This is a genomic window from Azonexus hydrophilus DSM 23864, assembly GCF_000429605.1.
Lineage (GTDB): Bacteria > Pseudomonadota > Gammaproteobacteria > Burkholderiales > Rhodocyclaceae > Azonexus > Azonexus hydrophilus.
This window is the reverse complement of record NZ_KE386925.1, coordinates 449,013-469,309: the sequence shown is the minus strand read 5'-3', so window position 1 is coordinate 469,309 and position 20,297 is coordinate 449,013. Positions and strand designations below refer to the sequence as shown.

18 protein-coding genes and 1 tRNA gene are annotated in these 20,297 nt (G+C 64.2%); 12 read left to right on the top strand and 7 right to left on the bottom strand.

What is annotated here, in order from left to right; translation table 11 throughout:
* Positions 1–35: 35 nt before the first annotated feature.
* From G471_RS0113600 to G471_RS0113555, 10 genes are all read left to right on the top strand, one after another.
* On the top strand, positions 36–995 hold the full coding sequence (locus G471_RS0113600) for a WD40/YVTN/BNR-like repeat-containing protein (protein ID WP_028995827.1): 960 nt from the start codon (positions 36–38) through the stop codon (positions 993–995).
* Entirely contained in the window at positions 992–3,340 is a 2,349-nt protein-coding gene (locus tag G471_RS0113595; RefSeq protein WP_028995826.1) for an efflux RND transporter permease subunit, read from the top strand. Before G471_RS0113600 ends, G471_RS0113595 begins: the two co-directional genes overlap by 4 nt.
* 104 nt (positions 3,341–3,444) lie before the next feature.
* Positions 3,445–5,844, top strand: a complete 2,400-nt coding sequence (locus tag G471_RS0113590; RefSeq protein WP_028995825.1) for a 3-hydroxyacyl-CoA dehydrogenase/enoyl-CoA hydratase family protein — start codon at positions 3,445–3,447, stop codon at positions 5,842–5,844.
* A 22-nt stretch (positions 5,845–5,866) separates the two neighbouring features.
* The gene (locus tag G471_RS0113585) at positions 5,867–7,066 is read left to right on the top strand and encodes an acetyl-CoA C-acyltransferase (protein ID WP_028995824.1); all 1,200 of its coding nucleotides are present in this window, start codon (positions 5,867–5,869) and stop codon (positions 7,064–7,066) included.
* Positions 7,066–7,596 carry a DUF4442 domain-containing protein gene (locus G471_RS0113580; RefSeq protein ID WP_028995823.1) on the top strand — a complete coding sequence of 177 codons (531 nt, stop codon included), beginning with the start codon at positions 7,066–7,068 and terminating at the stop codon, positions 7,594–7,596. The genes G471_RS0113585 and G471_RS0113580 overlap by 1 nt, the downstream gene beginning before the upstream one ends.
* Entirely contained in the window at positions 7,574–9,232 is a 1,659-nt protein-coding gene (locus G471_RS0113575; RefSeq protein WP_028995822.1) for a long-chain-fatty-acid--CoA ligase, read from the top strand. The genes G471_RS0113580 and G471_RS0113575 overlap by 23 nt, the downstream gene beginning before the upstream one ends.
* Before the next feature lies 1 nt (position 9,233).
* Complete coding sequence (locus G471_RS0113570) at positions 9,234–10,181, top strand: NAD(P)H-dependent flavin oxidoreductase (protein ID WP_028995821.1); 948 nt, start codon at positions 9,234–9,236, stop codon at positions 10,179–10,181.
* Between the two features lie 22 nt (positions 10,182–10,203).
* On the top strand, positions 10,204–12,003 hold the full coding sequence (locus tag G471_RS0113565; RefSeq protein WP_028995820.1) for an acyl-CoA dehydrogenase C-terminal domain-containing protein: 1,800 nt from the start codon (positions 10,204–10,206) through the stop codon (positions 12,001–12,003).
* Between the two features lie 71 nt (positions 12,004–12,074).
* Entirely contained in the window at positions 12,075–12,896 is an 822-nt protein-coding gene (locus G471_RS0113560; protein ID WP_043421629.1) for a crotonase/enoyl-CoA hydratase family protein, read from the top strand.
* Between the two features lie 110 nt (positions 12,897–13,006).
* Positions 13,007–13,366 carry a hypothetical protein gene (locus G471_RS0113555; RefSeq protein ID WP_028995818.1) on the top strand — a complete coding sequence of 120 codons (360 nt, stop codon included), beginning with the start codon at positions 13,007–13,009 and terminating at the stop codon, positions 13,364–13,366.
* Between the two features lie 11 nt (positions 13,367–13,377).
* Here G471_RS0113555 and ppk1 read toward each other — a convergent pair whose 3' ends face one another.
* The 3 genes from ppk1 to G471_RS0113540 form a co-directional block, all read right to left on the bottom strand.
* Entirely contained in the window at positions 13,378–15,456 is a 2,079-nt protein-coding gene (ppk1, locus tag G471_RS0113550) for a polyphosphate kinase 1 (protein WP_028995817.1), read from the bottom strand.
* Between the two features lie 100 nt (positions 15,457–15,556).
* Positions 15,557–16,054, bottom strand: coding sequence for an ankyrin repeat domain-containing protein (locus G471_RS18435; RefSeq protein WP_051295494.1), 498 nt, complete (start codon positions 16,052–16,054; stop codon positions 15,557–15,559).
* Between the two features lie 175 nt (positions 16,055–16,229).
* A tRNA-Ser gene (locus G471_RS0113540) sits at positions 16,230–16,320 on the bottom strand.
* A 151-nt stretch (positions 16,321–16,471) separates the two neighbouring features.
* Between G471_RS0113540 and G471_RS0113535 the strand changes: the two genes are divergently transcribed.
* A complete protein-coding gene (locus tag G471_RS0113535; protein WP_028995816.1) occupies positions 16,472–17,011 on the top strand; it encodes a putative metalloprotease CJM1_0395 family protein in 540 nt (179 codons plus the stop codon).
* 7 nt (positions 17,012–17,018) lie between these two features.
* Here G471_RS0113535 and G471_RS0113530 read toward each other — a convergent pair whose 3' ends face one another.
* Positions 17,019–17,831, bottom strand: a complete 813-nt coding sequence (locus tag G471_RS0113530) for an inositol monophosphatase family protein (protein ID WP_028995815.1) — start codon at positions 17,829–17,831, stop codon at positions 17,019–17,021.
* 70 nt (positions 17,832–17,901) lie between these two features.
* On the opposite strand from G471_RS0113530, the gene G471_RS0113525 reads away from it, so the two are divergent.
* A complete protein-coding gene (locus G471_RS0113525) occupies positions 17,902–18,663 on the top strand; it encodes an RNA methyltransferase (protein ID WP_028995814.1) in 762 nt (253 codons plus the stop codon).
* Here G471_RS0113525 and G471_RS0113520 read toward each other — a convergent pair.
* Genes G471_RS0113520 through asd form a run of 3 tightly spaced genes read right to left on the bottom strand, consistent with a single transcriptional unit; the run spans position 18,660 to position 20,276 of the window.
* Positions 18,660–19,109: a YaiI/YqxD family protein gene (locus G471_RS0113520; RefSeq protein ID WP_028995813.1), complete on the bottom strand. Its 450-nt coding sequence runs from the start codon at positions 19,107–19,109 to the stop codon at positions 18,660–18,662. The two genes, G471_RS0113525 and G471_RS0113520, sit on opposite strands and share 4 nt — an antisense overlap.
* Position 19,110: 1 nt before the next feature.
* Positions 19,111–19,416 (bottom strand): hypothetical protein, encoded by a 306-nt coding sequence (locus tag G471_RS0113515; RefSeq protein WP_028995812.1) that lies wholly within the window; start codon positions 19,414–19,416, stop codon positions 19,111–19,113.
* Positions 19,413–20,276 (bottom strand): archaetidylserine decarboxylase, encoded by an 864-nt coding sequence (gene asd, locus G471_RS0113510; protein WP_028995811.1) that lies wholly within the window; start codon positions 20,274–20,276, stop codon positions 19,413–19,415. Before asd ends, G471_RS0113515 begins: the two co-directional genes overlap by 4 nt.
* Between the last annotated feature and the right edge of the window lie 21 nt (positions 20,277–20,297).

Sequence of the window (20,297 nt, the reverse complement as noted above, 5' to 3'; positions counted from 1 at the left end):
CAGGACAGCCTGCATGCCAACTTCCGGGAATCTTCATGAACAAAAGCATAGGTTTGATCTTTGCCGTTTTCGTTGCGTTGTCCGTCAGCTATGCCTTCTCGGCACGCAAGGGGCCGCCGATGCCGGCCACCGAAATCACCCTGAACAACGCCTTGCTGCTTGATACGCAGCGCGCCGGCCAGCGCCTGGTTGCGGTCGGCGAGCGCGGTTACATCTTCATTTCCGACGACGAGGGCGGCGCCTGGCGCCGGGTGCCCAGCGGCGTCGAAACGACCCTGAATGCCGTCGCCTTTGCCGACCTGCTCGGCGTTGCCGTCGGTCACGATGCCGCGATCGTGCGCAGCGACGATGGCGGCCAGACCTGGAAAGCGGTTTTCAGTGCGCCGGAACAGCTGCGTCCCTTGCTCGACGTCGCTTTCGTCAGTCCGCAGCACGTGCTGGCCATCGGCGCCTACGGTGCCGTCTTCGAAAGCACCGACGGCGGTTTGAACTGGAACGAACGCCAGATCGTCGACGGCGACCGTCACTTCAACGCCCTGGCCCGTCTGGCCGACGGCACCCTGATGATCGCCGGCGAGGCCGGCACCTTGCTGCGCTCGAACGATGGCGGTGCCAACTGGGAAATTCTGCCGCCGGCCTACGCCGGCTCGTATTTCGGCATCCAGCCGCTGGCCCAGGGTGGCGTGCTGGTCTATGGCATGCGCGGCACGGTGCTGCGCAGCGACGACCGTGGCGACAGCTGGCAAACGCTGACCAGCGAGGGCGCCGGTTCGCTGTTCGGCAGCACCATGACGACCGACGGCAGCATCGTGCTGGTCGGCCAGAACGGCACCGTACTCGGCAGCCGTGACGGCGGTACGTCGTTCAAGCGGTTGCCGGTGCAGGGCAGCCGCCTGTGGACGGCGGCGGTACCGGCGCCGGTCGCCGGCGAGGCAATGATTTTCGGCGAAGGCGCTGTTGCCCGTGTCGATGCGGCAAGCGGAGAAAAACAATGAAAACGAATTCCGTCGTAACCGCCATCGGCCAGGTCCTGTTCGGCTGGCGACGCAGCTTCCTGGCGCTGTTCGTGCTGATCACCCTGGCGCTCAGCTGGTCGGCGACCCAGTTGCGGGTCGATGCGGGTTTCCAGAAGATGATCCCGCTCAAGCATGAATACATGCAGACCTTCACCGAGTACCAGAAGACCTTCGGCGGTGCCAACCGCGTGCTGCTGGCGCTGCGTATCGACGAAGGCGACATCTACACGCCCGAGTTCTTCGCCACGCTCAAGGCAGTCACCGACGAGGTCTTCTTCCTGCCCGGTGTCGAACGCGCTTCGGTGACGTCGCTGTTCACGCCCAACGTCCGCTTCATCGAAGTCGTCGAGGATGGCTTTGCCGGCGGCAACGTGATTCCCGCCGATTTCGCCGGCACCCCGGAAGACCTTGAAGAGGTTCGCGCCAACGTGCTCAAGTCGGGACGCGTCGGTCGCCTGGTGTCGAACGATTTCAAGGGCGCGCTGGTCAGCGCCGAACTGCTCGAAGTCGATCCGTCGACCGGTGCCCGCCTCGATTACGCGGCGGTCGCCGGCAAGCTCGAGGAAATCCGCAGCCGCCATCAGAAGGACGGCGTCACCGTGCACATCATCGGGTTCGCCAAGGCGGTCGGCGACATCACCGAGGGCGCGCGTGCGGTCCTGCTTTTCTTCCTGGTCGCCTTCGTGATCACGGCGGTGCTGCTCTATCTGTATTCCGGTTCGGCGAAGCTGACGGCGGTCGCGCTGATCTGCGCGATGATCCCGGTGATCTGGCTGCTCGGCCTGCTGCCGCTGCTCGGCTACGGCATCGACCCGATGTCGATCCTGGTGCCTTTCCTGATCTTCTCGATCGGCGTCAGCCACGCGGTGCAGATGACCAACGCCTGGCAGCTCGAAGTGATCGGCGGCGCCGACGGCCTGACCGCCGCGCACAAGTCCTTCCTCAAGCTGTTCATGCCCGGGGCGATGGCCCTGCTGGCCAATGCGCTCGGTTTCATGGTCATCCTCTACATCGAGATCGACATGGTCCGTGAACTGGCGATCACCGCCAGCCTGGGCGTCGCGCTGATGATCGTGACCAACAAGATGCTGCTGACCATCCTGCTGTCGTGGATGGACCTGTCGCCCAGCGAGCGGCAACGCTCGGCCGGCCGCAAGAACAGCGGTGACTGGTTGTGGGTGTGGTTGAAGCGTGCCGCCGCGCCGCGGCCGGCGCTGCTCATCCTGGTCGCCGCCGCCGTGCTGCTGGCCGTCGGCACCTGGCAATCGCGCGACCTGCGCACCGGCGACCTCGGCAAGGGCATACCCGAACTGCACGACGACTCGCGCTACAACCGCGATACGGCGGCCATCGTCGACAGCTTCTCGATTGGCGTCGATGTGCTGTCGGTGATCGCCCAGTCGCGCAATGTCGACGGCGCCTGCACCGATTTCACGATCATGGACACGCTCGACCGCTTCGAGTCGACGATGCGCAACGTTCATGGCGTGCAGGGCGTGCTCTCGCTGCCGGGCATGGCCAAGACCGTCAACGCCGGCTGGAACGAAGGCAATCCGCGCTGGCGCGTGCTGTCGCGCGATCCGAGCATCCTTGCCCAGTCGGTGACGCCGATCGACACCAGCACCGGTCTGCTCGATACCGACTGCAACGCCATGCAGATCATGATCTTCACCCGCGACCATGAAGGCAGCACGATTGCCCATGTGGTGAACGAAGTGAAGAAGTTCATCGCCGCCAATCCGTCCGAGAACCTCGAACTGAAGCTGGCTTCGGGCAATGTCGGCGTGATGGTGGCGACCAACGAAGCCGTCGATGCTGCCGAAGTGACCATGCTGCTGCTGCTGTTCGGGTCGATCAGCCTGCTGTGCCTGATCGAGTTCCGCTCGTGGCGGGCGACGCTGTGCATCATCCTGCCGCTGGCCATCGTTGCCGTGCTGTGCAACGCCTTGATGGCGCTGCTCGGCATCGGCCTCAAGGTGTCCACGCTGCCGGTGATCGCGCTTGGCGTCGGCGTCGGCGTCGATTACGGCATCTACCTCTACGAGCGCATGGAGCACGAGCTGCACAAGGGCGTCAGCCTGCCTGCCGCCTTCCTCGAGGCGCTGCGCCAGCGCGGCACGGCAATCGGCTTCACGGCCGCGACGATGTCCATCGGTGTCGGTACCTGGGCCTTCTCGGCGCTCAAGTTCCAGGCCGATATGGGCATCCTGCTGGCCTTCATGTTCATCGTGAACATGGCCGGTGCCATCCTGCTCCTGCCGGCATTGGCCGCCTTCCTGGTGAAACTTCCCGGCCAGGCGGGAGCAAAAACCGCCAGTCACTGAACGGGCAAGGAAAAATGCCTTGACCGGAAGTGCGCACTGTCTATAATTCAAACGTTCGTTTTATTTTTGACGAAACCAGACCAGACCAACAAAAGGAGACAAGCTTGAACAAGCTGATCGTTAAGAAAGCCGCGGTACTCGGTGCCGGCGTGATGGGCGCGCAGATTGCCGCCCACCTCGCCAATGCCAATGTGCCGGTGCTGCTGTTCGACCTGCCGGCCAAGGAAGGCGACAAGAACGGCATCGTCAACAAGGCCCTCGACGGCCTCAAGAAGCTCGACCCGGCACCGCTCGCCAGCAAGGGCAAGCTCAAGTTCATCGACGCCGCCAATTACGACGAGCACCTGCCGCTGCTCGCCGACTGCGACCTGATCATCGAGGCCATCGCCGAGCGCATGGACTGGAAGAACGACCTCTACGCGAAGATCGCGCCGCATATCGGCGCCAAGGCGATTGTCGCTTCCAATACTTCCGGCCTGTCGATGAACGCGCTGGCCCAGGGCCTGCCGGAAGCCATCCGGCCGCGTTTCTGCGGCATCCATTTCTTCAACCCGCCGCGCTACATGCACCTGGTTGAAATCATCGCCACGCAGAGCACCGATGCCGGCACGCTCGATGCGCTGGAAACCTGGCTGACCTCGCGCCTCGGCAAAGGCGTCATCCGTGCGCTCGATACCCCGAATTTCGTCGCCAACCGTATCGGTGTCTTCTCCATCCTCGCCGTCATGCACCACACCCAGGCCTTTGGCCTCGGTTTCGACGAAGTCGATGCGCTGACCGGCCCGAAGATCGGCCGTCCGAAGAGCGCCACCTATCGCACCGCCGACGTCGTTGGCCTCGACACCCTGGCGCACGTCGTCAAGACCATGCAGGACACCTTGCCGAATGACCCGTGGCACCGCTACTTCACGACCCCGGCGTGGCTGCAGGCGTTGATCGGGCAGGGCGCGCTGGGCCAGAAAACCCGTTGCGGCATCTTCAGGAAGCAGGGCAGGGAAATCCAGGTGCTCGACCTGGCCGCGCAGGATTACCGCAAGTCGGCCGGCGAAATCGCCGCCGAAGTCGATGCCATCCTCAAGATGCGCAATCCGGCCGAGAAGTTTGCTGCACTCCGTGCCGCGACGCATCCGCAGGCGCAGTTCCTGTGGGCCATCTTCCGCGACATCTTCCACTACGCGGCGGTGCAGCTCGAACACGTCGCCGACAATGCCCGCGATCTCGATCTGGCGATGCGTTGGGGCTTCGGCTGGGCGCAGGGGCCGTTCGAAACCTGGCAGGCCGCCGGCTGGCGCGAGATCGCCCAGGCCGTCGCCGCCGACATCGCAGCCGGCCGCAGCATGAGCAATGTACCGCTGCCGGCGTGGTCGCTGGAAGCGGGGCGTACCGGCGTGCATACCGCCGAAGGTTCGTATTCCGCCAGCAAGAATGCTTACGTGCCGCGCTCGACGCTGCCGGTTTACCAGCGCCAGCTCTTCCCCGAGCGTGTGCTCGGTGAAGCCGGTGCTGTGCCGGAAAAGTCGGGCGAAACGCTCTACGAAAACGACGGCGTTCGCCTGTGGCGTCTGCCGGCGATCGATGGCGGGATCGGCATCATTTCCTTCAAGTCCAAGATGCACACCATCGGCGACGAGGTGCTGGACGGCCTGATCGCCGCCGTGCGCCACGCCGAAACGACGCTCGACGGCGTGGTGGTCTGGCACGAAGCACCGTTTGCCGTTGGTGCCAACCTGCAGCAGGTCGGCGAAGCCTGTGCCGCCGGCCAGTTCGACATGCTGGAAAAGACTGTAGAGAAGTTCCAGCGCGCTTCGCAGACGCTGAAATACGCGCAGGTTCCAACCGTCGCTGCGGTGCAGGGCATGGCGCTGGGCGGTGGCTGCGAATTCGTCATGCACGCCGGCAAGCGCGTCATGGCGCTGGAAAGCTATGTCGGCCTGGTCGAAGCCGGGGTCGGCCTGATTCCGGCCGGCGGCGGCTGCAAGGAGTTTGCCGTACGCGCTGCCGACTGGGCCGCGCAATCGGCAACGCCGGGGGAAGTGTTCAACTTCCTGCAGCCGGTGTTCCAGACCATCGCCATGGCCAAGGTTGCCAAGAGCGCGGTCGAAGTCATCGACATGGGCTTTGCCAAGCCTTCCGACACCATCCTGTTCAACGCCCACGAACTGCTCTTCGTCGCCATCAAGGAAGCGCGTGCCATGGCCGATGCCGGTTACGCCCCGCCGCCGATGGCCCGCGCCATCCCGGTCGCCGGCAAGAACGGCATCGCGACGCTGGAAATGATGCTGGTGAACATGAAGGAGGGCGGCATGATTTCCGCGCACGACTACAAGGTCGCCAAGTCGGCCGCCATCGCGCTGTGCGGCGGCGAAGTCGAAACCGGCAGCCTGGTCGACGAGGAATGGTTGATCACCGTCGAGCGGCGCCTCTTCGTCGAATTGCTGAAAACCCCCGAAACCCAGGCCCGGATCAAGCACATGCTGGAAACCGGAAAACCTTTGCGTAATTAATCGGGTCAGGAGACAAACAAAAATGAGCAAACAGATTCAAGACGCCTACATCGTCGCCGCCACCCGACTGCCTGTGGCCAAGCGCAACGGCATGTTCAGGAACGTGCGCCCGGACGACATGCTGGCCGCGGTCATCAAGGCCGTGGTCGCCCAGGTGCCGGGCATCGACCCGGCGCGCATCGGCGACGTGATCGTTGGTTGTGCCATGCCGGAAGCCGAGCAGGGCATGAACGTCGCCCGCATCGGCGCACTGCTGGCCGGCCTGCCGATCACCGTGCCGGGCATCACCATCAACCGCTTCTGCTCGTCCGGCGTGCAGGCGGTCAGTGACGCCGCCAACCAGATCCGCCTCGGCCTGGCCGACGTGATGATCGCCGCCGGTACCGAGTCGATGTCGGTGATGCCGCAGATCATGGGCAACAAGATGTCGATGAACCCGGCGATCTTCGCCAAGGAAGAAAACCTGGGCATCGCCTTCGGCATGGGCCTGACCGCAGAAAAGGTCGCCAACCAGTGGAAGATTTCCCGCGACGCCCAGGACGCCTTCGCCCTGGCCTCGAACCAGAAGGCCTGCGCGGCGATCGCCGCCGGCCACTTCAAGGCCGAAACGACGCCGTACGCGATCAGCGAAAGCCTGCCCGACCTGGCGTCCGGCAACATCAGGTTGCGCGAGCGTGTCGTCGATACCGACGAAGGTCCGCGTGCCGATGCCTCGCTGGAGCGCCTCGGCAAACTGAAGCCGGTTTTCCATGCCCGCGGCTCGGTCACTGCCGGCAATTCCTCGCAGATGTCGGACGGTGCCGGTGCGGTCATGCTGGTGTCGGAGAAGGTGCTCAAGGAACACAACCTGACGCCGCTCGCCCGTTTCGCCGGCTATGCCGTCGGCGGCGTGGCGCCGGAAATCATGGGCATCGGACCGATTGCCGCCATTCCGAAAGTGCTGGCGCAGGTCGGTATCCGCCAGGACGACCTCGACTGGATCGAACTCAACGAAGCCTTCGCCGCGCAGTCGCTGGCGGTGATGCAGGAACTGGGGATCAATCCGGACAAGGTCAATCCGCTTGGCGGCGCCATCGCGCTTGGCCATCCGCTCGGCGCTACTGGCGCCATCCGTATTGCCACGCTGGTGCACGGTTTGCAGCGCACCGGCGGTCGTTACGGCATGGTCAGCATGTGTATCGGCACCGGCATGGGTGCGGCCGGCATCATCGAACGGATCTGATGAAACCCGCCTGGCTCGCCAAACTCTCGCCGGCCTGGCGCGCCCGCATGGTGCGCCTGGGCTTCAACCTGCATCCGGCGTTTCGCGGGACAGGCGGGCGAGTCGTGCATGTGGCGCGCGATCTGCGCCACATCCGCATCTGCCTGCCGCTGAACTGGAAGACCAAGAACATCGTCGGCTCGATCTACGGCGGCTCGCTGTTCGCGATCACCGACGGCGCGCATCCGATGATGCTGATGGCGGCGCTGGGCGATGCCTACATCGTCTGGGACAAGGCGGCCAGCATCCGCTACCGCAAGCCGGGTTACACCACGCTGTACGCCGATTTCCTGTTACCGGAGGAAGAAATTTCAGCAATTCGCGGCGCCCTGGTGGAATATCCGGAGCTTGAGCGGACTTATACGGTCGAATTGAAGGACAGGCACGGCACGGTACATACCGTGGTCGAACGCACGGTCTACATTGCCGAGAAAAATCACTACCGGCGCAAAGGCGGAGGAGACAAAAATGGAAAAAATCTGGCGCAATAGTTACCCCGCAGGGGTACCGCACGAAATCGACATCGACCACATTCCGTCACTGGTGGTCCTGTTCGAGGATGCCTGTGCGAAGTTCGGCGATCAGGTCGCCTACATCAGCATGGGCAAGGAAATGACCTACCGGCAGCTCGATGAGGAATCGAAGCACTTCGCCGGCTGGCTGCAATCGCTGGGCCTTAAAAAGGGCGAGCGGGTGGCGTTGATGATGCCCAACCTGCTGCAGTACCCGGTGGCCTTGTTCGGCACGCTGCGCGCCGGTTGCGTGGTGGTCAATTGCAATCCCCTGTACACCCCGCGCGAACTGGAACACCAGTTGAAGGATTCCGGGGCGACGGCCATCGTCATCGTCGAGAATTTCGCCCATACCCTGGAGCAGGTGATCGCCCGCACGCCGATCCGCCATGTCGTGGTCACCCCGATGGGCGAAATGCTCGGACTCAAGGGCCACCTCGTCAATTTCGTCGTGCGTCGCGTGAAGAAGCTGGTGCCGGCCTGGAAGCTGCCCGGGGCCATCAGCTTCAACAGCGCGCTGGCAAGCGGTCGCCGGCATGGCTGGCAGCCGGTGGCGCTGGACCACGACGACATCGCCTTCCTGCAATACACCGGCGGTACCACTGGCGTTTCCAAGGGGGCGATGCTGACCCACGCGAACATCGCGTCCAACGTCACCCAGGCCTACAACTGGATCATGCCGGCGGTACGCGAAGGCCAGGAATTCATCATCACCGCCTTGCCGCTGTATCACATCTTCGCGCTGACGGCGAACTGCCTGACCTTCCTGATGATCGGCGCGAAGAACCTGCTGATCGCCAATCCGCGCGACATTCCGGGCTTCGTCAAGGAATGGTCGAAGTATCCGGTGACCGTGGTGACCGGCGTGAACACCTTGTTCAATGCGCTGCTCAACAATCCGGAGTTCGCCAAGCTCGACTTCTCGACGATGAACGTCACGCTGGGTGGCGGCATGGCGGTGCAGGCGCCGGTGGCCGAGCGCTGGCTGAAGACGGTCGGGGTGCCGCTAATGCAGGCCTACGGCCTGACCGAAACCAGCCCGGCGGCGACGATCAACCCGCTCGACCTGCACGATTTCAACGGTTCCATCGGCCTGCCGATTTCGTCGACGGAAGTTTCGGTGCGCGACGACAGCGGCGCCGAAGTGCCGGTCAACCAGGTCGGCGAAATCTGCATTCGCGGGCCGCAGGTGATGAAGGGCTACTGGAACCGCCCGGACGAGACCGCCAATGTCTTCTACCCGGACGGCTACCTGCGTACCGGCGACGTCGGCTACGTCGATCAGAAAGGTTTCGTCTACCTGGTCGACCGCAAGAAGGACATGATCCTGGTGTCTGGCTTCAACGTCTATCCCAATGAAGTCGAGGAAGCCGTCGCCATGCTGCCGGGGATCATCGACGTCGCCGCCATCGGCGTGGCCGACGAGCACTCCGGCGAAGCGGTGAAGATTTTCGTGGTGCGCAAGGATCCGCGCATCACCGAAAAGGACGTGATCGAGCACTGCCGCACCGTGCTCACCGGTTACAAGATTCCCAAACACATCGAATTCCGCGACGACCTGCCGCGGACCAACGTCGGCAAGATCCTGCGCCGCGCCCTCAAGGAAGGAGCCTGAGTTGTCCATTCCCGTTTCACTCAACCGTAACCTGACGCTGCCGGTCATCTGCGCGCCGATGTTCATCATCTCCAACCCGGACCTGGTCATCGCCCAGTGCAAGAGCGGCGTCATCGGCTCGTTCCCGGCGCTCAACGCCCGCCCCAAGGAAATGCTCGACGACTGGCTGTTGCGCATCAAGCGCGAACTGGCCGCCGATCCGCAGGCGGCGCCGTTCGCGGTCAACCAGATCATCCATCCGTCGAACGATCGCCTGGAGCACGACATGGCGCTGTGCGTGAAGCACGAGGTGCCGCTGATCATCACCAGCCTGTCGGCGCCGACGCAGATCGTGCCGCACGTACATGCCTACGGCGGCAAGGTCTTCCACGACGTGATCAGCGTGCGCCACGCCGAGAAGGCGCTGGAAGCCGGTGTCGACGGCCTGATTCTGGTCTGCGCCGGGGCCGGCGGCCATGCCGGCACGCTCAGCCCGTTCGCGCTGGTCGGCGAGATCCGCAAGTTCTACGACGGCCCGATTGCCTTGTCGGGAGCGATCACCAACGGCAGCGCCATCCTCTCCGCGCAGGCCATGGGCGCCGATTTCGCCTACATCGGCACGCGCTTCATCGCCACGCCGGAAGCCAATGCGGTCGAGGGCTACAAGCAGGCGATCCTCGATTCCGCCGCCAAGGATGTCGTCTATACGCCGTATTTTACCGGCGTCCATGGCAACTACCTGAAGAAGAGCATCGTCGCCGCTGGCCTCGATCCGGACGACCTGCCGGTCAAGGACAAAAGCGCCATGAGCTTCGGCGGCGCCCGCGACGCCAAGGCCTGGAAGGACATCTGGGGTGCCGGGCAGGGTGTCGGCACCATCGACGAGGTCATGCCGACGGCCGAACTGGTCGCCCGCCTGCGCCAGGAATACCGCAGCGCCAAGGCGGCGCTGTGCAGCAATCCCTTCTGAAAACAACAATCGGAGACAAGCAATGAGTGAATACCGCGCCCCCATCAAGGACATGCGCTTCGTCATGGACGAACTGGCCGGCTTCAAGGAATTGAGTAGCCTGCCCGGTTTCGAGGAAGCCACGGCCGACATGGCCGACGCCATCCTGGAAGAATCCGCCCGCTTTGCCGGCGAAGTCCTGGCCCCGCTCAACCGTACCGGCGACAAGGAAGGCTGCAAGCTGACCGCCAGCGGCGTGACCACGCCGAGCGGCTGGAAGGAAGCCTACGCCCAGTACCGCGACGCCGGCTGGAACGGCATGACCTCGCCGGCCGAATTCGGCGGCCAGGGCCTGCCCGATACGCTCGGCATCGCGGTCAAGGAAATGCTCTGTTCGGCCAACATGGCGTTCAGCCTCGGCCCCTTGCTCACCACCGGCGCTGTCGAGGCACTGCTGACCTGCGCCAGCGACGAACTCAAGGCTATCTACCTGGAAAAGATGATTTCCGGCGAATGGACCGGCACCATGAACCTGACCGAGCCGCAGGCCGGTTCCGACCTGGCGCTGATCCGCTCACGCGCCGAGCCGCAGGCCGATGGCAGCTACAAGGTGTTCGGCCAGAAGATCTTCATCACCTACGGCGACCACGACATGACCGAGAACATCGTCCATCTCGTGCTCGCCCGCCTGCCGGACGCACCGGCCGGGGTGAAGGGCATCTCGATGTTCCTGGTGCCCAAGTTCCTGGTCAATGGCGACGGCTCGCTCGGGGCGCGCAACGACGCCTACTGCGTGTCGATCGAACACAAGCTCGGCATCCACGCCAGCCCGACCTGCGTCATGGCCTACGGCGACAACGGCGGTGCGGTCGGCTATCTGCTCGGCGAGCCCAACCGCGGCCTCGAATACATGTTCATCATGATGAACGAAGCCCGCCTCGGCGTCGGCCTGCAGGGTATCGCGCTCGGCGAGCGCGCCTACCAGCAGGCGCTCGGCTACGCCCGCGAACGCAAGCAGGGCCGCGATGCCGTCACCGGCGAAGCGCTGGTCACCATCGACAAGCACCCGGACATCCGGCGCATGCTGATGCTGATGAAGTCGCGCGTCGAAGCCTGTCGCGCCATGGCTTATTACACTTCCGGCCTGCTCGACCGTGCACATGCGCTGAGCGACGCCGAGGAACGCAAGAAGGCGCTCTACCTGGCCGAATTCATGATCCCCATCGTCAAGGGCGGCGGCACCGAAATGGGCATCGAAGTGACCTCGCTCGGCGTCCAGATCTACGGCGGCATGGGCTTCATCGAGGAAACCGGCGCCGCGCAGCACTGGCGCGATTCGCGCATCACCACCATCTACGAAGGCACCACCGGCATCCAGGCCAACGACCTGCTGTTCCGCAAGCTGATGCGCGACCAGGGCGCCACCGCCAAGATCGTCTTCGGCGAGGTTTACGCCACTGCCAAGGCGCTCGGTGCCTCCGGCAAGCCGGAACTGCAGGCCATCGGCCAGCGCCTGGGCGTTGCCCTGAAAGCCTGGACCGAAGCCACCGAATGGCTGGCGGCCAACGCCAAAACCGGCCTCGGCGGTGTGCTGACCGCTGCCGTGCCGTATCTGCACCTGGCGGTCACCGTCTGCGGTGGCTGGTTCATGGGCAAGGCCGCGCTGGCCGCGGCCGGCTACCTCGACCAGGGCGTGGGCGACCTGGTGTTCTACCGCAACAAGCTCGCCAGCGCCCGCTTCTACGCCGACCAGATGCTGCCCCAGGCCAACGCCTACGCTGCCACCGTGATGGCCGGCGACGCGGCGATTGCAGGGCTCGGCAGCGAATTGTTCGACGCCTGATTTTTTGACCATCCTTTCTCCAGCCTTGCGTTTCACCCCCGCCCGTCGGGGGTGTTTTTTTGGAGCCCGCCATGAATTTTCCTGAACTGACGGTGATCGAGCCGACGCTGGCCGACGGCGTCCTTGAACTGCGCCTGAACCGCCCCGACAAATCCAACGCCCTCGACGACGCGCTGTGGCAGGAACTGCGCACCGCCTTCGACTGGGCCGACGCCACGCCGGCCGTGCGCGTCGTCGTGCTGTCCGGTGCCGGCCGGCATTTTTGCGCCGGCATCGACCTCGCCATGCTCGGCGGCATCATGGCGCGCATCGCCAATCCCGACCAGGCGCGCAGCCGCGAAGCTTTACGCCGGCTGATCCTCGACCTGCAGGACTGCCTTGGCGCCGTCGAACGCTGCCGTAAGCCGGTAATCGCCGCTATTCATGGCGCCTGCTTGGGCGGAGGGCTCGATCTCGCCTGCTGTTGCGACATGCGTTACGCCAGCAGCGACGCACAGTTTTCGGTGCGCGAAATCGACATCGGCATGGTCGCCGACGTCGGCTCGCTGCAACGCTTGCCCGGCCTGATCGCGCCGGGGCTGGCGCGCGAACTGGCCTACACCGGCCGCGACCTCGGCGCCGACGAAGCCTTGCGTAGCGGCCTGGTCAATCAGGTCTGGGCCGATGCCGAAGCGCTGCACGCCGGCGTACTCGCCATCGCCCGCCGCATCGCCGGCAAGTCGCCGCTGGCCGTGCGCGGCAGCAAGGAAATCCTCAACTACAGCCGCGACCACTGCGTTGCCGACGGTCTTTCCTACGTTGCCACCTGGAACGCCGCCATGCTGCTGTCGGCCGACCTGAACGAAGCGATGCAGGCCGCCCGCGAGCGCCGTCCGCCGCAGTTTGCCGACTGAACCGGGGCGCGTTCAGGAAAATCCGGGCCCGGGCTTCCGGAAAATGGCAGTCAAATCCGGACCGGGCTTGCTATGCTTGGTCAGGACGAAACACGCAAAGGAGTTGCCCGATGGCCATCGGATGGATGACGATACTCTCCAATGTTCCCTGGAGCGAAGTGATCAAGAACGCGCCGGTGGTCGCCGACGGCGCCCGCAAACTGTGGAACAAGGTCGGTGGCAAGGGCGCGGCCAGCGAGCCCGCTGCCCCGGTGCCGGCGGCTTCGCCGGAAGACCGGCTGGCCGAGCTGCAGGCGCGCGTCGACGCCCTGCATGCCCAGATGCTGACGGCCAGCGAAGTGATCGCCTCGCTGGCTGAACAGAACGCCCAACTGGTGGCGCGCATCGAAAGCAATCGCCGGCGTACGCTGGCGCTGCTGATCATCAATATCGGCGTGGCCGGTCTGGCGCTGACCGCCTGGCTGAACTGAGCGGCGGCCGATCAGCCGCCGAGCAGGACCATCAATTCGCCCTGGGCGTTGTGCGGTTTGCTGCGGCTGGAGCGGCGACGCTGGTAGGCACCATGGCTGTTCATGTCCCAACCCTGCTGGTTGTCGGCCAGGTAGAACTTCAGGCCTTCGGTGATGACGCGGCGTTTCAGTTTCGGGTCGAGAATGGGGAAGCCCAGTTCGATACGCTTGAAGAAGTTGCGGTCCATCCAGTCGGCTGACGAGAGATAGATGTTTTCCTTGCCGCCGGCGTGGAAATACATGATCCGGTGGTGTTCGAGGAAGCGGCCGATGATCGAGCGCACGCGGATGTTCTCCGACAAGCCCGGAACGCCGGGGCGCAACATGCAGATGCCGCGCACGATCAGGTTGATCTCGACGCCGGCTTTAGACGCTTCGTAAAGCGCGTTGATGACTTCCGGCTCGACCAGCGAGTTCATCTTGGCGACGATGCGCGCCTTCTGGCCGGCACGAGCGGCTTCCGCCTCGGCCTCGATGGCGGCGACGACGTTCTGCTGCAGCGTGAACGGCGCTTGCCACAGGTGCTTCAGCGTCCGTGCCTTGCCCAGGCCGGTCAGTTGCTTGAAGACCTCGGAAACGTCGTGGGTGATTTCTTCGTTGGCGGTGAGTAGACCAAAGTCGGAGTAGAGACGGGCAGTACGCGGGTGGTAGTTGCCGGTGCCGAGGTGAGCGTAGCGCTTGAGGCCGCCTTCTTCGCGGCGGACGATGAGCAGCGCCTTGGCGTGAACCTTGTAGCCGACCACGCCATAGACCACGTGGGCGCCGACTTCCTCGAGCTTGGTCGCCCAGCCGATGTTGGCTTCCTCGTCGAAACGGGCCATCAGCTCGACGACCACGGTGACTTCCTTGCCACTCTGCGCGGCGCGCAGCAGCGACTGCATCAGTACCGAATCGGTGCCGGTGCGATAGACCGTCATCTTGATCGCGACCACGCTCGGGTCCTTGGCCGCCTGGTTGAGCAGTTCGATGACCGGGGCGAAGGACTGGTAGGGGTGGTGCAGCAGGATGTCGTTGCGGCGGATGGCGTCGAAGATGCTGCCGCCCTTGGGCAGGCCCTTGGGGGTGCCGGGAACGAAGGGGCGGAATTTCATGTCCGGGCGGTCGACCCAGTCGGGCACCTGCATCAGTCGCACCAGGTTGACCGGGCCATGCACGCGGTAGAGATCGACCTGCTGCAGGCCGAATTGCGAGAGCAGGAATTCGGTGATCGCCGGCGAACAGTTGTCTGCCACTTCCAGGCGCACCGCGTTGCCGAAATGGCGTTGCGGCAATTCACCCTGCAGCTTGGTGCGCAGGTTGGTGACTTCTTCCTCGTCGACGAACAGGTCGGAATTGCGCGTGGCGCGGAACTGGTAGCAGCCGAGCACGGTCATGCCGGTGAACAGCTCACTGACGAACTCGTGCAGGATCGACGACAGGAAGACGAAACCATAGGCACAGCCGGCCAGTTCCTCGGGAACCTGGATGACGCGGGGCAGGACGCGCGGCGCCTGGACGATGGCGATGTTCGAGCTGCGACCGAAGGCGTCCTTGCCTTCGAGTTCGACGGCGAAATTCAGGCTCTTGTTGAGGACGCGCGGGAAGGGGTGCGACGGGTCGAGCCCGATCGGCGTCAGCACCGGCACCATCTCACGCTGGAAATAATCGCGGATCCATTCGCGTTGCGCTTCGTTCCAGGTCGAGCGCCGCAGGAAGCGGATGCCTTCGGCGGCCAGCGCCGGCAGGATGACGTCGTTCAGGTGCTGGTACTGCTCGGTGACGATGGCGTGCGCTTCGGCCGACACCAGGCGGAAGGTTTCCTGCGCCGTCTTGCCGTCGATGGTGACCACCGGCGTATGCGCCCGGATCTGTTCCTTGAGGCCGGAGACGCGGATTTCGAAGAACTCGTCCATGTTGCTCGAGACGATGCACAGGAAGCGCAGGCGCTCGAGCAGGGGCATCCGTTCATCCTGCGCCTGGGCCAGTACCCGGCGGTTGAAGGCGAGCAGGCCGAGTTCACGGTTCAGGTAGTTTTCTGCCGGAAATCTGGGGGTAAGCGGAGTATTGATCATGGCGCGCAATCCAAAAGCAGTTTCTCAAGTATAGGCCTCAAGCTGCTCATTTTGTTGCGTTTGTGTTACGGCAAGATGACGCGCCCGGAGATTGTTCGATTCAGCGCATGTCCTTGGCCATGCGCAGTGCGTCGGCTTCCAGCACCAGGGTGTCGGTGCCGGCGCAACCGGTCATGTCGATTTCCTCGATATCGGGCAGGGCCACCGGTTCCAGTTCCTCTTGTACGGTCAGGCCGGCACGCTGGGCTTTCCAGCAGGCAATCATGACTTCGTTCTCGGTCAGGCCGCATTCCATGCCCTCGGGCAGGGTGGCGCCGAGTTCGAGCAGGGTGCGCACGACCTCGGTCCGCTTGCCGCGGATGGCCATGCTCAGCGGCGAGGTTGGCAGGCGGTTGTCCGCTAGATTCACGTGGGCGCCGCGTTGCGCCAGTTCGCGGACGATCTCGGCGTGACCCATGAAGCAGGCAATGCCCATGGCTAGGCCGGGTTCGCCGTTGCCGTCGTCGAGTTCGACCGGTTCGCCAGCATCCAGCGCCGCCTTGACGTCGGTCAGCTTGCCGGCACGGATGGCTTTGATCAGCATGATTTGTGAGGACATTTTTATCTTTCAGTAAGTTTTGCTGAATCTTACTGTTAGATATGGAGGCTGATTGCTAAGGAGTGTAATTTTTCGGGAAGCATGGCAAGTCAGAAGGTATTTCTGAATGCCAGTCGAGATTGTAATGCCCATAAGCAAATAGGCCCCGATACGATCGGGGCCTATTGTGATGTCCTGGCGGAGAGGGAGGGATTCGAACCCTCGGTAGGGGATTACCCTACACACGCTTTCCAGGCGTGCGACTTAAACCGCTCATCCACCTCTCCGGAAGCCGCGCATTGTAGCAGAAGCGCGGAGTGGGTCAATCAAATGTCTGTGAATTTTGTATTCAGTGAGCTTTCTGGCCGGCGCGAAAATTGATTAAATCGCGTCAGCGCCTAAGATGAATCACGGGCATTGGTTTTCAACAGGGTTTTGATGAACGTTTCAGGTGTCAGTGCGGGAGGTAGCGCCTATGCATCGGTCGCCAGTCGATCGGGGCAGGGTGGTGCTGCGTCCGGTGCGGCGAAAACCCTGACGCCGGAGGAGCAGCAACAGGTCGCCGAGTTGAAGAAGATCGATCGTCAGGTTCGCCAGCACGAAATGGCGCACATGGCGGCCGGTGCCGGGATGGTGACTTCGGGGGCCAGCTACAGTTACCGCAAGGGGCCGGACGGGGTGAATTACGCCGTGGCCGGTGAGGTGCGGATCGATACCTCGCCGGGGCGTACGCCGGAAGAAACGGTGTCGCGGGCACAGCGTATCCGCGGGGCGGCGCTAGCCCCATCTGATCCTTCTCCGCAGGACAGGGCGGTGGCCGCTGCCGCTACCCAGATGGAAGTTTCGGCACGTATGGAAATGGCTCAGCAACGCTCGGCGGAAATGCGCGGCGAGACGGATGACGGACGAGGCCGTCTGGCGGCCTACGATTCACGGCCCAGGTCGGCCGCAGGGACTACGGTCAATACCTGGGCCTGAAGCGGGTTCAGCCGCGGATCGATTCCGGCAGCTTGTCCTCGATCAGCTTGAGAAGCGGGGCGAAGACCTTGGGTGTGCCGGCGATCAGGTTGCCGGTTTCCAGATAGTTGGCTTCGCCGCGCAGATCGCTGACCAGGCCGCCCGCTTCCGAGATCAGCAGGGCGCCGGCAGCCATGTCCCACGGGGCCAGACCGAACTCCCAGAAGCCGTCGTAACGGCCGCAGGCGACATAGGCCAGATCGAGCGAGGCGGCACCGGGACGGCGCTGGCCGGCGGTCTTTTCCGCCAGTTCCTTGAAGATGGCCAGGTAGAGGTCGATCTTGTCGAATTCGCGATAAGGGAAGCCGGTACCGATCAGGGCTTCGCCCAGGCGGGTGCGCCGGGAGACGCGGATGCGGCGCTCGTTGAGGAAGGCGCCGGCACCCTTGGAGGCGGTGAATAGCTCATTGCGGTTGGGGTCGAAGACGACCGCGTGTTCGAGGACGTTGCCACGGGCCAGGGCGATCGACACGGCGTATTGCGGCATGCCGTGGATGAAGTTGGTGGTTCCGTCGAGCGGATCGATGATCCACTGGTACTCGGCGTCGCGGCCGCCCTTGGCCGGGGTGACACCGGACTCCTCTGCTAGAATGCCGTAATTCGGATAAGCCTCGGTCAGCACTTCGATGATCGCCGCTTCGGCTGCCTTGTCGACCTCGGTGACGAAGTCGTTCGGCTGCTTCGACGAAACCTTGAGCATGTCGAGGTCGTTGGAAGCACGGTTGATGATCTGGCCTGCGCGACGCGCGGCCTTGACGGCGATATTGATGACTGGATGCATGGCTTATGAAAGAGCGATCGGTGGGCCGTGACCCGCCGATTCATATTTGGGAAAGCGCGAATTTTACACCATGAAACCAGAAGTCCTGTTGTCCCGCATCAGGGTGGTCCTGTGCCGCCCCAGCCACCCGGGAAATATCGGTGCGGCGGCGCGGGCGATGAAGACCATGGGGCTGTCCGACCTGCGTCTGGTCAGCCCGAAACAGTTTCCCGATCCGGAAGCCGATACCCGGGCGACCGGCGCCGTTGACCTGCTGGCCAACGCCAGGGTCAGCGACTCGCTGGCCGAGGCCCTGCACGGTTGCGTCTTCGCCGTTGCCCTGTCGGCGCGGCAGCGTGATCTGGGGCCGGCTATCGGCACGCCGCGCGACACCATGGCGCGCTTGCTCGAACGGGCGAGCCTGGGCGAGGTGGCGCTGGTGTTCGGTAACGAAACCATGGGCCTTTCCAACGAGGAAGTCCTGCAATGCCAGGCGGCGGTGACCATTCCGACCAGCCCGGATTTCAGTTCGTTGAACCTCGGCGCCGCCGTCCAGGTGCTCTGCTACGAATGCCGGATGGCGGCGTTTTCCGGTGCCGCGCCGCTGCGCGAGCAACTGACCACCCCGTTCACTGCGCCGCCGGCTACACATGACGAGATCGAGGGCCTGTACGGCCATCTCGAGGCGGTGATGACCGACACCGGCTTTCTCAATCCGGCCCAGCCCGGCCGGCTGCTGCCGAAGTTGCGTCGGCTGTTTGGCCGGGCCGATCTGGAGCGGGACGAGGTCAACATCCTGCGCGGCATCCTGGCGGCGACGCAGCAGCGCACTGGCCACGGTCGCAAGGGCTAGCCGGGAATTTTCGCCAGGAAGCGGTCGAGCTGGTTGGCGAAGGCCTGTCGGTCGGCCTGGCTGAAAGCCGCCGGGCCGCCGGTCTCGATGCCGGCGGCGCGCAGGCCTTCCATGAAATCGCGCATGTTCAGGCGCTCGCGGATGGTTGCCGTGGTGTACAACTCGCCGCGCGGGTTGATCGCGTACGCGCCGCGTTCGATGACCTGTGCAGCGAGCGGGATGTCGGCGGTGACGACGAGGTCGCCGGCGCTCAGTTGATCGACGATGTGCGCGTCGGCAACGTCGAAGCCGCTGGCCACCTGGATGGCGCGGATGAACTTCGATGGCGGCGTGCGCAGCATCTGGTTGGCCACCAGCGTGGTTTTGATCTGCTTGCGCTCGGCGGCGCGGTAGATGATTTCCTTGATGACGCCGGGGCAGGCGTCGGCATCGACCCAGATCTGCATCTCAGTCGTGGAAGGCCAGCCAGGCGGCGAGGCCGAAGAAGACAATCATCAGGTAGCCGGCGATGCCGCCGATCAGCATCTGCTTGTCGCCTTGACGGCCGAGCGGCAGCATCTCGGTGACCTGGACGCGGCGACCGTAGCGCGCTTCGCCGGCCTGGCCGATGCGGATCGAAACCAGCGAGGCGGCGATGCCAAGGGTGATCAGCAGCGGCACCGGGGTGTACGCCCAGGCGATCCACAACATCGGCAGGAAAATGGCCAGGGCGCTGACGCAGCGCATCAGCAGGATGGCGCGCTTGTCGTTCATGCGCCCTCCCGTGCGATCTTCTGCCCCATGGCCTCGCCCATGCGGATGGCGCGGGCCGGTGCCCAGTCAGGATTGAAGCTCAGGGTGTTCTTCGGGAACAACATGACGACGGTCGAGCCGAGCAGGAAGCGGCCCATTTCCTCGCCCTTCTTCAGCCTGACCACGGTCTCGCCGTCGTAGCGCCATTCGCGGACGACGCCCGGGCGCGGCGGATTGACCACGCCGTGCCAGACGGTGGCCATGCTGCCAACGATGGTGGCGCCGACCAGCACCAGCACGAAGGGACCGCTGGCGGTGTCGAATACGCAGGCGACGCGCTCGTTACGCGCGAACAGTCCGGGCACGCCGCGCGCCGTGGTCGGGTTGACCGAAAACAGCGCGCCGGGAACGTGGATCATCCGCGTCAGCTGGCCGTCGCAGGGCATGTGGATGCGGTGGTAGTCGCGCGGGCTGAGATAAAGCGTGGCGAAACTGCCATTCTCGAACTGCGCGCCGAGTTCGCGGTCGCCGCCGACCAGCGCGGTGGTCGAATAGCTGTGGCCCTTGGCCTGGAATACCTGGTCGCGCTCGATCGCGCCGAACTGGCTGATCGCGCCGTCGACCGGGCAGAGGAAATCCGCTGCCGCCGGCAGCCGGGCGTCATCCTTGAGCGGCCGGGTGAAGAATTCGTTGAAGCTCTTGTAGCTGGCAATGTCCGGATTGGCTGCCTCGGCCATGTTCACCCCGTAACGGCCGACAAACCAGCGGATCACCGCGGTGGTCAGCGCGCCGGCTTCAGCGGAAGCCAGTCGCCCGGCGAGGCGGGTCAGCGCCTGTTTCGGTAGCAGGTATTGGGGCAGGACGGCAAGGCGATCGGACACAGGCAGGATTCCAGTACGAAA

Excerpts from the sequence above, each read along its gene's own strand:
- G471_RS0113565 (WP_028995820.1), top strand. The coding sequence starts at position 10,204 with ATGAGTGAATACCGCGCCCCCATCAAGGACATGCGCTTCGTCATGGAC.
- G471_RS0113530 (WP_028995815.1), bottom strand. The coding sequence starts at position 17,831 with ATGCATCCAGTCATCAATATCGCCGTCAAGGCCGCGCGTCGCGCAGGC.
- G471_RS0113600 (WP_028995827.1), top strand. The coding sequence starts at position 36 with ATGAACAAAAGCATAGGTTTGATCTTTGCCGTTTTCGTTGCGTTGTCC.
- G471_RS0113520 (WP_028995813.1), bottom strand. The coding sequence starts at position 19,109 with ATGCAGATCTGGGTCGATGCCGACGCCTGCCCCGGCGTCATCAAGGAA.
- G471_RS0113585 (WP_028995824.1), top strand. The coding sequence starts at position 5,867 with ATGAGCAAACAGATTCAAGACGCCTACATCGTCGCCGCCACCCGACTG.
- G471_RS0113575 (WP_028995822.1), top strand. The coding sequence starts at position 7,574 with ATGGAAAAAATCTGGCGCAATAGTTACCCCGCAGGGGTACCGCACGAA.
- G471_RS0113555 (WP_028995818.1), top strand. The coding sequence starts at position 13,007 with ATGGCCATCGGATGGATGACGATACTCTCCAATGTTCCCTGGAGCGAA.
- G471_RS0113560 (WP_043421629.1), top strand. The coding sequence starts at position 12,075 with ATGAATTTTCCTGAACTGACGGTGATCGAGCCGACGCTGGCCGACGGC.
- ppk1 (WP_028995817.1), bottom strand. The coding sequence starts at position 15,456 with ATGATCAATACTCCGCTTACCCCCAGATTTCCGGCAGAAAACTACCTG.
- G471_RS0113580 (WP_028995823.1), top strand. The coding sequence starts at position 7,066 with ATGAAACCCGCCTGGCTCGCCAAACTCTCGCCGGCCTGGCGCGCCCGC.
- G471_RS0113595 (WP_028995826.1), top strand. The coding sequence starts at position 992 with ATGAAAACGAATTCCGTCGTAACCGCCATCGGCCAGGTCCTGTTCGGC.
- G471_RS18435 (WP_051295494.1), bottom strand. The coding sequence starts at position 16,054 with ATGTCCTCACAAATCATGCTGATCAAAGCCATCCGTGCCGGCAAGCTG.
- G471_RS0113525 (WP_028995814.1), top strand. The coding sequence starts at position 17,902 with ATGAAACCAGAAGTCCTGTTGTCCCGCATCAGGGTGGTCCTGTGCCGC.
- G471_RS0113515 (WP_028995812.1), bottom strand. The coding sequence starts at position 19,416 with ATGAACGACAAGCGCGCCATCCTGCTGATGCGCTGCGTCAGCGCCCTG.
- G471_RS0113535 (WP_028995816.1), top strand. The coding sequence starts at position 16,472 with ATGAACGTTTCAGGTGTCAGTGCGGGAGGTAGCGCCTATGCATCGGTC.